The following is a 13,969-nucleotide window of genomic DNA, read 5'->3' as shown; positions in this document are numbered from 1 at the left end:
GGCGTCGGTTCCGTTCGTTCGGTGCTTCGATGCCGCGATCTCCGTCGTGCGATCCTGCGACCATCATGAAGCGGTTTCCGCAGGATGCGGAGCGTATCGGCCGCCTGCTCCTCAGCCATCGAGAGTTTCGCAGCATCTGCGAGGACCATGCCGCCGCGGAGGCGACGCTCGCGCGCATCAGGGCGCGAGCCGATGCCGACCAGCGGCCCGAGATCGGCGAATACGGCGACATCATCCGCGAGCTCGAGGCCGAGCTCGAAGCCATCTTGCGGGCCGAGCGGGAGAAGGAGGAGGCCGACGCGGGGCCGCGGGAGGGGCCCGAATGACGATGCGACGACGTCCGCCGCCATGCCGCCGCGTCCCGAGCGCGGGCCGGGCGGGCGCACATCCCGTCATGCGCGGACCGTTTGGCGGCGAGGCAAGGGGAGGAGATGGTGGGGCAGAAACAGAAGCGCAAACGGCATAAAGCGCAGGCCGCCGAGGTCTATACGCCGGCGCCCTTGTCGAAGAAGGAGCGCAACAAGGCCTATGCGCGGGAGCTCGAACGCCTCCAGGTGGAGATCGCCTACCTGCAGGCCTGGGTGACGGCGACAGGGGCGCGGGTCGTCATCCTGTTCGAGGGGCGCGACGCGGCGGGCAAAGGCGGGATCATCAAGCGACTGGTCGAGCGCGTCAGTCCGCGCGTCTTCCGGGTCGTGGCGCTTCCGGCCCCGAGCGACCGGGAGAAGAGCCAGCTTTATTTCCAGCGATATATCGACCACTTTCCGGCTGCGGGCGAGGTCGTGATCTTCGATCGCTCCTGGTACACGCGGCCGAGCGTCGAGCGGGTGATGGGCTTCACGCCGGAAGATACGGTGAAGCGTTTCTTGGAAATCCTGCCGCCTCTCGAAGGCTTGCTGGTCGAAAGCGGGATCATTCTTCTCAAATACTTTCTCGATGTCAGCATGGACGAGCAGGAGCGGCGCTTTCAGCAGCGGATCGCGGATCCGCTGCGCCAGTGGAAGCTGAGCCCCATGGACCTCGAAAGCTACCGGCGCTGGTGGGACTACACGTTCGCCTATGACGCGATGATCGCGGCGACCGACACGCCGGTCGCGCCCTGGTGGATCGTCGATTCCGACGACAAGAAAGCCGCGCGCATCAACTGCATCACGCACCTTCTGAGCGCGATTCCCTATGAACGCGTCCCGTTCGACGTGCCGGAGCTCGGCAAGCGGCGCAAGCGTCCCGAGGGGGCGGTCGCCGCGACGCCGCGCCATCTCGTTCCGTCCGTCTTCTGAAGGCGGTGGGGGCGATTGACTTTTGCGGGGCGAGATCACACATCTCGCTCATCATGATCAGCCTCGCATCGTTGCATAGGGGCCTGCGCTGTGCAGGCGATTTCATCGCGGGCATTTAGCCCCGCCGGCCCGTGCCGTTCCGCCCGATTTTCGGGCTGACGACATGGCCGACCGAAGGTGTGTCTTCGGGTGCGGCGGGGCGGACATGGGCGGCGCGCCTCGCAATTCTCCTCGATATCGCAACGGGCCACGGGATCGCGGCGCCATCGACGTCGACGCCTGAAGCGCTGGCCGATCATCCATCAGATTTTGTCGAAGGGGCATGGGCGTCGCCGCGCGCGGCGAAGGCTTTGGTTTGAACCGAGCTCCATCGACGCGAAACGGTCGCGACGGGCGGCATTGCCGCCAACCCGTCGACGGACCGTCCGAAATCATCACGAAAATCTTTGACGAAATCGTCAAAACGCCAAGCAACATGGCCGTTGGGCCTGTTGGTATGAAGAGGAATTCACAATGGCGATGAACCAGAATACGGGCGGCTCGACCGCCCAGACGAACAGCCCGCACATCACGCTGACGGCCCGTGACTATGAGCAGCTCGCGGTGCTGGCGCGTGCCGCGGCGAACCGGATCCCGGACGTCTCTGCGATCCTCACCGAGGAGCTGGAGCGCGCCGACATCGTTGCCGACGGCCGTCCTGAACAAAATGTGTACATGGGCGCGACGGTCGTCTTCCAGGACGATACGGTGGGGAAGGTGCAGACCGTTTCGCTGGTCTATCCGGCCGAAGCCGATATCGCGCAGGGCAAGATCTCGATCCTCACCCCGATCGGGGCGGCGTTGATCGGCGTCCGCGTCGGCGACTCGATCACGTGGGAGACGCGCGCCGGAGCGGAGCGCCGTCTGACCGTGCTCGAGGTGCGGGAGCCGCGTGCCGACTGAAGCTGAACGACGTCCGTCGGCGTCGCCGACGAACCTCGATCGGCGGCGCCGAAGCCCGCCCGCCGCCGTGGCCTAAGCGATTGGCCAAATATCGATGTCGCGGCGTATGCGCGGCGACCCGTGCGCGGGGCGCTTCGGGCGCGAGGGGCGCATATCCCATTTGGGATATGTCTTATTAAGAAGAACTCACAGTAGTACTGAAATTTCGCTCGGAATTCCTGAGTTTGGGTGCGTCTTCCCAAGAAAGGTTCAATTCTTGCTTGACGGGCCTGTTCGAGCTGACATATTTCCAAAGTAACGTTGTTTCGGCTTTTGGGCATGGGGCGCGGGCTCGTTCCGTCGTGCATCGACCCAGCCAGACCTGTCTCGTTGGACGCGATCCGGCCACGGTCGGGCCTCTACGGCTCGTGCCGCGCGGGTTCGCGGCCCGATCGCCGGTCGCGGGGCAGGGTGAGACGCCGGCGAAGGGATTTCTCGGCGTGGGATGATGAGACTTGGCCAATTCTTCTGTTTTTCTACGTAAAGTTCACCCGTCCACCCCCACGCCAATGTTTGCGACGACAGGTGATGCGGTCGTTCGCGCGCCGGTCGACGCCCCATCTGACGCGCCCATCCCAGTAAAACCTCGCCGCGGAACCGACGCGGGACGTGTCGCGGGTGCCTCGCCGTGCGGGGCGACGTCGACCGCCGTTCGCCACGCATCCGCCGCGACGCGACACGCCGACGGGTGCGGCCCGCATTTCTACGAGTCGCCGAACACGTCGGCGAAAATTCTAAAGGCTCTGCAATGACCGACCGGCGCACCGAAATGCCGATTGTCCGGCCCGACGACGACCTGCCCAGGCGCACCGGCCTCTCGCGCCGTTCCTTCATCCGCCTCGGCGTCTTTTCGGGGATCGCCGTGACGCTGTCGCGCGTCGTCCCGGCCCAGGCGATCGAAGTCGATTCGACGAAGCCCGCCGGCGACTGGATGGGGCCGGACGGCCGTCCTCGCTATCGGTGGGACGCGATCAGCAAGGTCACCGGCGACAAGGTCTTCGCCCGTGATTTCCGTGCGCGCGACCTCGCCGGTTGGCCGCAGACCCAGGCGCACGCCTTCTTCGTGAAGGCAACGCGCGCGGATCGCGTGTTCGAAGACATCGACCTCTCCGCATTGGGCCCGGATCTCCAGCCGGACCGCGTCGTCCTGCACGAGGATCTCGCGAACGACCGCATCACCGTTCCGCAAAAGGTGATGGGGCACGGCTTTTACGGCTACGACTTCCTCACCCCGAAAGGGCAGACCCCGCGGATGCTCGGCCACCCGGTCGCGCTCCTCGTCTATAGCGACTTCGATCGGTTCGTCGCGGCGAAGCGGACGCTCGCCTTCAGGACCGACACCGTGCGCTATGGCGAGGACACCGGGCCGAAGCCGCCGGCGAATTACGGCGTCGATCGCTGGGTCCGCGTCGGCAGTGACGATCCGTTCGCCGAGCCGCTCTTCTCCGGCCTCAAAGACGGCCCGATCCGCGGCGGGTTCGACGGCAACACGCCCGTCTGGCCACCGACGCTGACCGAGCCGCTCGAGCCGCCCACCCAACGATTGCGCGACCGATCCGTGCCGCTGGAGCGTCCGCCCCGCAGCGCGGACGAGCAGCAGCGTCACGAGGAGGCCGGCATGGGCTATGCCGCCGACATCGCCGCTGAGATCGACGCGGCGAAGAGCGCGGCCGGCAAGCTGGTGCTGGAACGGTCGGGCTTCTCGCAGTCGATCGACCCGTCGGCGATGGAGCCGGACAACGGCAATGCCTGGTACGACGCTGAGACGCGGACCCTGCACATCCTCGCGGCCACCCAGTCGCCCTACGGCGTCGCGCAGGCGGCGGCCGAGATGGTCAAGGATTGCGCCTTCCCGGTCGATACGATCGATCTCTTGACGGGAACGACGGTCGGCTACGGCTCGAAGGACTATTCGATCTTCCCCCTCTACACCGTGATGGCCGCCTTCTATGGCGACGGTCTGCCGGTGCGGCTCGCGAACAACCGTTACGAGCAGTTCCAGATGGGGATGAAGCGCCACTCCTTCGACATCGACATCACCTTGGTCGCCGACCGCGAGAGCGGCCATTTCGAGATCCTCAAGGGCAGCTATGCCTGCAATGGCGGCGGCCGTGCGAATCTGTCGGTCGCCGTGTCGCACGAGGCCATTCGCGGCGCTCAGTCGATGTACTATTTCCCGAAATCCGACCTGACGGCGGTGGCCCTCGCGAGCCCGGCAGTCGAGGCGGGGTCGATGCGCGGCTTCGGTGCCCTCCAGGCGCAGACGATCCTGGAGCTGATGGTCGACGAGGCCGCCGAGGCGCTCGACATCGACGCGATCGAATTGCGCCGCAGGAACGCGCTCGCGGAAGGCTATGCCAACACGCAAGGCGGCCCTCAGGGCGGTGCGATGCGCAATGTGGACATGCTGGACCGTGCGGCGGCGCATCCGCTCTGGCGCGATCGGGCGGCGCGGAAGGCGGCTTACGAGGCCGCCAATCCCGGCCAGCGCTACGGCGTCGGCTACGCGCAGGTCAACAAGGTCTACGGCGCCGGCGGTGACGTCAGCGCGCTCGCATTGGAGTTCGAGCCGGACGGCCGTCTGGTGCTGCGCCATTGCTGCCAGGAGATCGGCACCGGCGCGACCACGGCCCAGCAGGTCATGATCTGGCAGGCGATCGGCAAGGCGCCCGACGCCGTCACCTTCGGCATCACCGACTTCCCCGAACTTCCCTTGACGACCGACGGTTCGGCTGCCGACGGGGTGAAGAACCCCTTCTGGACGCCGTCTTATCTGCCGGACATGAGCTCCTCGGCGAGCGTCTATTATCTCGGCTTCGCGACGCGGCAGGTCGGCCGGTTCCTGTTCGAGCACACTTTGTGGCCGGCGGCGCGGTCGATCTGGAGCCGCGGTGTCGGCGGCGGCGGTATCTCGCCATTGTGGGTCACGCTGGCGGATCTGCGGATCACCGAGGACGGCGTTGCCGGTGGCGGAATGCGGCCGATCCCGTTCGACGAGCTGGCTGCGGAGGCGCACCGCCTCGGCCTCATCACCGGCGTCGCAATGCACACTTATAGCCTGTGGCAATGGGCGACGGCCGAGTTCGACGTTCCGACCGTGGGCCCTGTCACGATCCCCGCCGACGCACTTTCGGTGCGCTATGGCAACGGCGCATCCGACGCGCTGAAGGCGCGGATGACGACCGGCGGCTATGACTTCATCAAGCGCTCGAGCGTCACCTACCCGCCGAACGGGCGCGGCAATGGTGATCCGATGACCAACGCCGCCTCCGGCTGTCTCGTCGCCGTCAGCGTGACGGAGGGCACGGGCGCCGTCGAGGTCGTGGGCCTCCACAGCCTTCTCGATGCCGGCCGGCCGATCGTTCCCGAACTCGTGTCCGGCCAACAGCAGGGCGGGCTCGCCATGGGCCTCGGCCACGCGCTGATGGAAGAGCTGCCCCTTTACGAAGACGGCCCCGGAGACGGGACATGGAACTTCAACCGCTACAAGCTGCCGCGTGCGGCGGACGTGGCGGTCTGGGCGCAGACGTCCGAATACCTCCCGCCGCTCGCGGACACCGATCCCCCGAAAGGCATCGCCGAGGCGGTGATGGTCCCCGTGATCGCCGCAACCGGCAACGCGATCGCCCACGCCACGGGCCAGCGTTTCTACGAACTGCCATTCACGTCCGATAAGATTGCGAAGGCCCTGCCATGAGCGAGTCGCTCCCTCTGTCGCTCACGATCAACGGTCGCGCGGTCGGCCCGGTGGACGTCCCGCTCGGGATGCCGATGATCGATTTCCTGCACGAGCATCTCAACCTGACCGGCACGCGGTTCGGCTGCGGGCAGGGGATCTGCCACGCCTGCACGGTCGTCATCGAGGCGGCCGACGGCACGACCAGCGAGAGCCGGACCTGCATTTTCGACGCCCATTATTTCAATGGAAAGTCGATCGTCACGATCGAGGGGCAGGCGCCCCGCGACGCCGACGGCAACGTCATCGAGCTGACGCCGGTGCAGAAGGCGTTCATCGACAATTTCGCCTTCCAATGCGGCTACTGCACGCCGGGTTTCGTCACCGGCGCGACCGTCTTCATGGACAGCCTGAAGCGCAAGCCCGTCCGCCGCGCCGATCTCGAGCAGGCGATCGAGGACGCGCTCAACGTCCACCTGTGCCGTTGCACGGGTTATGTCCGCTACTACGAAGCCATTCGAGACCTCGCGCTTGCCACGCCCGGCTACGTGATCGACTGAGGATATTGGTGTGCGCAAGATCATCCTCATCGTCCTCGCCATCATCATCCTTCCGTCGCTGGCGATCCTGTCCGGCGCATTTCGGACGACGCAGCTGTCGCCGGACATCTATCAGCCTTTGTCCGCGGAGCGGATGGAGGCGCTGAAGCCCCGCGGGCGCGAGCTCACCCTCGCCGGCGACTGTTTCGGCTGCCACTCCCTCGCCAAGGGGCCGATGGGCGCGGGCGGCCTGCCGATCGACACGCCGATGGGCACGATCTATTCGTCGAACATCACGCCCGATCCGACCTACGGGATCGGCCGCTATTCGCGCGCCGACTTCCACCGCGCGGTGCGTGAAGGCATCAACGCCAGCGACCGGAATCTCTATCCGGCGATGCCCTACGTCTACACCCAGATCACGACCCCGGAGGACGTGGACGCGATCTACTCGTACATCATGTCCATTCCGCCGGTCGCCAAAGAGGTGCCCGCCAACACCGGCGTGTTCCAGTTCCCGCTGCGCTCGTTCATGAACTTCTGGACCCTTCTCAACGTCCCCGCACGGCAGGCGCCCAACGAGCCGAGCCGTCCGCCCGCCTGGAATCGCGGCGCCTATCTCGTCGAGGGGCTCGGCCACTGCGGAAGCTGCCACACGCCGATGAACGTGATGATGGGGCCGGACTTCGCGCGGTCCTTGGACGGCGCGATCATCGACGGTCAGGAGGCGCCCTCGCTGAAGGCGGACGTGCTCGCCGCCCAAGGGTTCGACGTTGCGAGCCTGACCAACTTCCTCGCCACCGGCATTTCGCCTCAGGGCACATCCTTCGGACAGATGCACACGGTGACGCATTTCTCGACGAGCGCCATGGAGCGGTCCGACGTCGAGGCGATCGCGACCTATCTCATGACGTCGGCGGACGGCACGATTCCGGCGCCGGCCAACCCGCCCGACCCGCAGCCGGAGAGCTTCCAGCCGGCCGCCGATGGCAGCGATCCGGGCCGGGTCGTCTTCGTGGAGGCCTGCGCGGGCTGTCACGGCATGACGGGCGAGGGGATCCCGAACGTCGCCCCGCCGATGCGCGGCAATGCGACGATCACCCTGGCCAATCCGTTGAATCTGCTCTCGGTCATCGTCAACGGCGTGCCGGATCAGACGTTCGCCGGCAATCAGCGCATGTATGCGATGCCGCCCTTCGCGCACTCGCTGTCGGACGAACAGATCGCCGAGCTCGCCACCTGGATGCGGACCCAATGGGGCGGGCATTCCGAGCCCGTGGCCGTCGCCGAGGTCAACAAACTCCCCCGGCCGGTCGACTGATCTGCCGGATGGAGGGCCGGCCACCGGCCCTCCACCGTCTCGCGTCACCGATGCCGCATCATCGAGGCGCCCCGCCCCCGAGCGCGATGCTCCCGAACGACACGCCGGACCGCGCCGGCTACGGAGACTGATCGATGGATCTCGATCCCCTACTGCTCTCGCGAATCCAGTTCGCCTTCGTCATCACCTTTCACATCATCTTTCCGGCGTTCACGATCGGTCTCGCTGCCTGGCTCGCCGTCATCGAAGCCATGTCGATGGCGACGAAGAAGCCCATTTATCGACGCATCTTCGACTTCTGGCGCAAGATCTTCGCGGTCTCGTTCGGCATGGGCGTCGTCAGCGGGATCGTGATGGCCTTCCAGTTCGGCACGAACTGGAGCGTGCTCTCGGAGCGGACCGGCGCGATTCAAGGGCCGCTGCTCGGCTATGAGGCGTTCACGGCCTTCATCCTCGAGGCGACCTTCTTCGGCGTCCTGATGTTCGGCCGGACGCGCGTGCCGCCCGCATTCTACCTCCTGTCCTGCGTGATGGTCGCGTTCGGCACGACGCTGTCGTCGTTCTGGATCATGGCCAACAACAGTTGGATGCAGGTGCCCGTCGGCTACGAGATCATCGACGACAAGATCATCCCGGTCGACTGGGTCGCGATCATGGGCAGCTACGTGTTCCACATTCGCTGGGTCCACATGATCCTCGCCGCCTACCTCACAACGGCGACCGTCGTCGCGGCGACGGGCGCGTGGTATCTGCTGCGCGGCGTCTACGAGGCGGAAGGCCGGCTGCAATTGCGCTGGGGCCTTGCGCTGATGGCCGCCGTCATCCCGGTGCAGCTCCTGTTCGGGCACCTCAACGGCGAATATACCGAGAAGTACCAACCGGCGAAGTTCACGGCGATCGAGGGACGCTGGCAGACCGAGCAGCCCGCGCGGCTGATCCTCTTCGCCTGGCCCGATCCGCAGAACGAGCGCAATCTCTTCGAGATCGGCATACCGAAGCTCGGCAGCTTCTTCGATGACGGCACGCTCACCGCCGAGGAGCCGGGCATCGTGACCATCGCGCCGGAGGATCGGCCGCCGCTCGCGATCCCGTTCTTCGGCTTCCGCATCATGGTCGGCATGGGCGTCGTGATGCTGCTGATCGGCTGGGGCGGCGTCCTGCTGTGGGCGACGGGGCGGCTCTATCGGTCGACCTGGTTCCTCGTCGGCACGTTCCTGTCCTTTCCGACGGGGTTCGTGGCGGTCGTCGCGGGTTGGTACACGGCGGAGGTGGGGCGGCAGCCCTGGGTGGTCTACGGCTTGTTACGCACCGCCGACGCGCACACCCCATCGATCACCGGCTCTGAGGTGCTGACCTCGCTGCTCATCTACGCGGTGGTCTATGTCTGCGTCTTCTCCTTCGGCATCTACTATATTTACCACCTTTTGCGGGAAGGCCCCGAGGACGTGACGGTGGAGGACATCCCGAACGCGACCGGCAACAGGCCGCTCGCGGGCGCGGGCGATGCCGAGTCGGCCACCGGCAGCGGGGAGGACATCGCGCGCGCCGGCCCGGCCGGTGCCGCAGCCCAATCTTTCGTCGGCGCCGCCGGCCCCGCCAAGGAGTGATCCCGTGGACGCGACATCCCTTCCTGATTTCTGGGCGCTGCTGATCGCGTTTTCGATCATCGCCTATGTCGTGCTCGACGGCTTCGATCTCGGCGTCGGCACCCTGTTCGGCTTCACCCGCGACGAGACGGACCGGCGGACCCTCATGCACGCGATCGCCCCGGTCTGGGACGGCAACGAGACGTGGCTCGTCCTCGTGGGCGCCAGCCTCTTCGGAGCGTTCCCGATCGTCTATGCGATCTTCCTGCCGGCCTTCTATCTGCCGGTGGTCCTGCTCCTCATCGCGCTGGTGTTTCGCGGGGTCGCTTTCGAGTTTCGCTATCGCGCCAAGACGCTGCGCCCGATCTGGGATTTCGGCTTCTGTGCGGGGTCGATCCTGGTCGGATTCGTCCAGGGCGCGGCCATCGGCACGATGGCGCAGCAATTGACGGTGGTCGACGGGCAATATGCCGGCGGGGCGTTCGAGTGGCTCAACATCTTCCCGGTGCTGTGCGGGATCGGACTCGTCCTCACCTACACGCTGTTCGGGACGACGTGGGTCATCCTGAAGTGTGAGGGGCGGCTCCGCGAGCGGGCCTATGACCGGCTGAGCTGGCTGGTGCCGCTGGTGGTCTATTTCGTGGTGGTCGCGTTCCTCTTCTCCTTCAACCGGGACGCGCGCGTTTCGGCGCGGTGGCTCGGCAATCTGGAGCTGTTCGTCATTCCGTTCGTCGGCCTCGTGGCGGCGTGGATCCTCCTTCGGGCGGGCCGTCGCCGCACGGCCGACTGGGTTCCGTTCCTGTCGACGATCGTCTTCGTCGTGGCGAGCTATGTGATGCTGGTGGCGAGCTATTGGCCGTACATGATCCCGTTCACGCTCACGGTCGAGGAGGCGGCCGCACCGCACGAATCGCTGTCGTTCATGTTCTGGGGCGCTGGCCTGGTGATCTTCCCGATCATCTTGATCTACACGATCACGGTCTATCTCGTGTTCCGCGGCAAGGTCGTCACCTCGAACGAGACCTGAGCCCGGCTCGACAACCCCGCGGCGGTGCGCCCGCCGCGGGAACCACCGTGCGTTGATCTTCGTCAATGGCGCGGTGAATCCGGCATGTTCACTCCGGCGGTCGAAATCCACGCTGGAGAGAATGATGCGAGCCACTGTCGTCGTCAGCTTCGGTCAGATCGAACGCTCCCGGCCGCTCGAAGAGGAAATCGAGCGGCGCGTGCGGCGGATCGAGCAACTTTGCGGGCGCCTTCTCAGCCTACGCGCCTCCCTCGACGCGACGCACCGACGCCGATCGACCTCGCGCCGCTACATGGTTCGACTGGAGGCGCACCATCCGGCGCTGACCTTCATGGTCGGCCACGCGCCGCGCGACGACCTCGCCCACCGGAGCATCGAGGTCGTGCTCGGCGAGGCGTTCGACGCACTCGAGCATCAGATCAAGCGCTGGCGTTGGCGCCATTCGGAGGCGGTCGGCGCTCACGCCCACGCTCACGGCCAACCTCAAGCCAACGCTCACCCCAACGCGGCGTCGTTGTGCGCGCCGTCGGCCGCCGATCACCCGATCGCGGACCCTCGCACCGTCGATCCGACCGCAACGACAGAGGCGGCCGTGCAACCTCTCGTGTAGATTGCCGAGCGGGTCGCGACGCGGCCCGCAGGCAGCCGGGGCGGGGAGGGGGCCCGTGAACATCGAGAGATCCCAGGGCGTGCACATGATGGCCGCTGCCGGACCGATGCGCCGAGGCATCGCGCTCGCGGCGCTCGGTATCGTCTTCGGCGATATCGGGACGAGTCCGCTTTACGCTTTCCGCGAAACGGTCACGGCGGCCGGCGGGGCGACGGTGGTCGAGGTGATGGGATCGCTGTCGCTGATCGCCTGGGCGCTCGTGCTCTCGGTGTCGGTCAAATACGTCTCGATCCTGCTGCGCCTCGACAATGGCGGGGAGGGCGGCATCATCGCGCTCGCCGCCCTGCTCGATCTTCACCGTTCGCGCGGCGGTCGTCGTGCGGCGATGCTCAGCGTCGCCCTCGCCGGCGCCGCGATGCTATTCGGCGACGCGCTGATCACGCCGGCGATCTCGGTGCTCGCCGCGGTCGAGGGGCTCGAGATCGCGCTGCCGCGGCTCGATCCGCTCGTCCTTCCGATCGCGTGCGCCATCCTGATCACCCTTTTCGCCATCCAGGGGGCCGGGACCGAGGTGATCGGGCGCTGGTTCGGCCCGGTCATGCTGGTCTGGTTCGCCGCGATCGGCCTCCTCGGCGCGGCGGCGATCGTGGCGCGGCCCGAGGTTCTCGCCGCGCTCGATCCGCGCCACGCGGTCAGGCTCCTTGCCGCCGATCCACTGCGCGGGGCGACCATCGTCACCGCGGTCTTCCTCGCCGTCACCGGCGGGGAGGCGCTTTATGCGGACCTCGGCCAGTTCGGCCGGCGGGCGATCACGCGGGCCTGGTACGCAGTCGTGCTGCCGGGCCTTCTCCTCTGCTATTTCGGGCAGGGCGCGCTCGTCCTCGCGGAGCCCCATGCGCTCGACAACCCGTTTTATCGCCTCGTCCCGGACGCGCTGCGATTGCCGATGGTCGCGCTCGCGACGCTGGCGACGATCATCGCCTCGCAAGCGGTCATCTCCGGGATTTTCAGCCTGGCGCGTCAGGCGATGGAGCTTCATCTGCTCGTGCCGATGCGCGTGCGGCACACGAGCCGGATCAACGAGCACCATGTCTATCTGCCGGTCCTGAACGCCATGATCGGCACGGGGACGTTGCTCATCGCGGTGGGGTTCGGCTCGTCAGCGGCGCTCGCGGGCGCCTATGGCCTCTCGGTCGCCGGCGCGATGATCGCGACGACGATCCTCGCGATCGCGGAGATGCGACAGCGACATCGCCGGCGGGCGGCGCTCGTCGTCGCGCTCTTCCTGCCGCTGCTCGCGATCGACATCGTGTTCTTCGGATCGAGCCTCGGGAAGGTCGCGAACGGCGGCTGGTTGCCCTTGTCGCTGACGGCGTTGGCGCTCGCCATCATGCTGAGCTGGCATCTCGGCCGGGTGCGGCTCGTCGAAGTGGGTGGGACGACCGGCACCCCGATCGCCCGGCTCGCCCGGGAGATGGGCCGGCGCGAGACCAAGATCGCGATCCCGATCGTCGCCTTGATGCGGCCGGGCGAAGGGTCCGTCTCGTCGATCGATCAATTGCTGCGCGTCCTCGAGATCAATCCGGGGCGCGTCGTGATCGTCTCGCTCTGGGTCGGGTCGAAACCGCGTGTGCGGCAGGCGGACCGGGTCACAGTGGTCTGTCTCGACGAGCAGGTCTGCCGCATCGACCTCACGGTCGGCTATCTGCAACAGATCGACCTGCCCTCGCTCCTCGCGCCGGAGTTGGCGCGGCTCGGCATCGAGCCGGACGAGGCGGTCTATCTCGTCAGTCATGACCGGCTCGTGCCGCCGCCCCGCATCCGCAGTGTCGGCGACGTTTCGATCGTGCTCTTCGTCGTGCTGTTCCGTCTCGCCGAGCGGGCGACGGATCGATTCCGCCTGCCGCCGAAGCGCACGCTCGAGGTCGGGGTGATCAAGCAGCTTTGAGGCGGGAGTCGCCGCCGGCGCGTCAGGCGGCGTGCGCCTCGGCCAGCAATTCGGCGAGCGCGCTCTCGACGATCTCCGGCCGCAGGATATGGAGGAAATGGCCGGCCCGCTCCACCAGCACGAGGCGCTTGGCGATCGAGCCGGTCAGCCGTTCGAGGAGATAGGCCGCGTTCTCCGGTGGCACCAGCGTGTCGCGCGCGCCTTGCAGGATCGTCACCGGAGCGCGGATCCGGGCGAGGCGGTGTTCCAGCGATTTCAACTCGTCGCGCAGCGCGATCAGCTCGGCATTCGCATGGTTGAGCGCGCGGGGGAGAAGATTCGCGACGAGCCGCGTCGCACCGAGCCTCTGGAGGGGGTGGAGGCGTTCGCGCTCCGGGTCCGCCGCCGCACCCACGAGGAGGACGCCGGCGACCCTGTCCGGGTGATCGGCGGCCAGCCGCAGCGCGACGGGGCCGCCATAGGAGGAGCCGACGACCACCGCCGGCGCGCTTCGGCCGAGAAGGGCCGCGACGGCCTGCGCCTGGTCGGAGAGGCGGACGACCGGCCCGCCGGGGCCGCTTTCGCCGAATCCGGGCCGATCGAGCGCGATCCGCTCCTGTCCCTCCGGCGCGTTCGCAAGCAGCGGCGTCCAGTCCGAGGCCTCGCCGGGCGTGCCGTGGATGAAGACGACCCGCCGGCCGCCCGGATCGCCGGTCGACAACAGGCTGAGCGGCGGCACCCGATCGTCACCGGGACGCCGGGTGCGGCGCGGGGAGGTCCGTCCCCTCGCGCCGGGTGACAGGCCGAACCCGGTGGTCGCCTGGAATTGCTCGCGGACCGCGCGGCCGAACCGCACGACGGGACCGCCATCATGGCGGGCCGCGGTCGGCGGCAGCGTATCGGTAACGCCGCCGGCGGCTGCCGTGGTCCGGCCGGATGAGCCCGCAAGTCCGCCCGTCGCGGAAGGCATCGGGTCGTGTCTCCATGTGCCGTGAACAGGGTGGACGCCGTCCCGCATCCAC

11 protein-coding genes are annotated in these 13,969 nt (G+C 67.2%); 10 read left to right on the top strand and 1 reads right to left on the bottom strand.

Annotated elements, in window-relative coordinates:
• Window positions 1–65 precede the first annotated feature (65 nt).
• The 10 genes from L1787_RS10065 (at window position 66) to L1787_RS10020 (ending at window position 12,968) form a co-directional block, all read left to right on the top strand.
• Window positions 66–326: a hypothetical protein gene (locus L1787_RS10065; protein ID WP_235708674.1), complete on the top strand. Its 261-nt coding sequence runs from the start codon at window positions 66–68 to the stop codon at window positions 324–326.
• 105 nt (window positions 327–431) lie between these two features.
• Entirely contained in the window at window positions 432–1,280 is an 849-nt protein-coding gene (gene ppk2, locus L1787_RS10060; RefSeq protein WP_235708673.1) for a polyphosphate kinase 2, read from the top strand.
• A 519-nt stretch (window positions 1,281–1,799) separates the two neighbouring features.
• Window positions 1,800–2,222, top strand: coding sequence for a nucleoside diphosphate kinase regulator (rnk, locus tag L1787_RS10055; protein WP_235708672.1), 423 nt, complete (start codon window positions 1,800–1,802; stop codon window positions 2,220–2,222).
• Between the two features lie 787 nt (window positions 2,223–3,009).
• Entirely contained in the window at window positions 3,010–5,958 is a 2,949-nt protein-coding gene (locus L1787_RS10050) for a xanthine dehydrogenase family protein molybdopterin-binding subunit (RefSeq protein ID WP_235708671.1), read from the top strand.
• Entirely contained in the window at window positions 5,955–6,497 is a 543-nt protein-coding gene (locus L1787_RS10045) for a (2Fe-2S)-binding protein (protein ID WP_235708670.1), read from the top strand. Before L1787_RS10050 ends, L1787_RS10045 begins: the two co-directional genes overlap by 4 nt.
• Before the next feature lie 10 nt (window positions 6,498–6,507).
• Window positions 6,508–7,797, top strand: coding sequence for a c-type cytochrome (locus tag L1787_RS10040; RefSeq protein ID WP_235708669.1), 1,290 nt, complete (start codon window positions 6,508–6,510; stop codon window positions 7,795–7,797).
• Window positions 7,798–7,931: 134 nt separating this feature from the next.
• The gene (locus tag L1787_RS10035) at window positions 7,932–9,404 is read left to right on the top strand and encodes a cytochrome ubiquinol oxidase subunit I (protein ID WP_235708668.1); all 1,473 of its coding nucleotides are present in this window, start codon (window positions 7,932–7,934) and stop codon (window positions 9,402–9,404) included.
• Between the two features lie 4 nt (window positions 9,405–9,408).
• Window positions 9,409–10,410 carry a cytochrome d ubiquinol oxidase subunit II gene (cydB, locus tag L1787_RS10030; RefSeq protein WP_235708667.1) on the top strand — a complete coding sequence of 334 codons (1,002 nt, stop codon included), beginning with the start codon at window positions 9,409–9,411 and terminating at the stop codon, window positions 10,408–10,410.
• 121 nt (window positions 10,411–10,531) lie between these two features.
• Window positions 10,532–11,020: a hypothetical protein gene (locus L1787_RS10025; protein ID WP_235708666.1), complete on the top strand. Its 489-nt coding sequence runs from the start codon at window positions 10,532–10,534 to the stop codon at window positions 11,018–11,020.
• Window positions 11,021–11,075: 55 nt separating this feature from the next.
• On the top strand, window positions 11,076–12,968 hold the full coding sequence (locus L1787_RS10020; protein WP_235708665.1) for a KUP/HAK/KT family potassium transporter: 1,893 nt from the start codon (window positions 11,076–11,078) through the stop codon (window positions 12,966–12,968).
• Between the two features lie 22 nt (window positions 12,969–12,990).
• Here L1787_RS10020 and L1787_RS10015 read toward each other — a convergent pair whose 3' ends face one another.
• On the bottom strand, window positions 12,991–13,917 hold the full coding sequence (locus tag L1787_RS10015; RefSeq protein WP_235708664.1) for an alpha/beta fold hydrolase: 927 nt from the start codon (window positions 13,915–13,917) through the stop codon (window positions 12,991–12,993).
• Between the last annotated feature and the right edge of the window lie 52 nt (window positions 13,918–13,969).

This window comes from Acuticoccus kalidii, assembly GCF_021556395.1.
In the GTDB taxonomy this organism is placed as follows: domain Bacteria; phylum Pseudomonadota; class Alphaproteobacteria; order Rhizobiales; family Amorphaceae; genus Acuticoccus; species Acuticoccus kalidii.
This window is presented reverse-complemented; position numbering and strand designations above follow the sequence as displayed.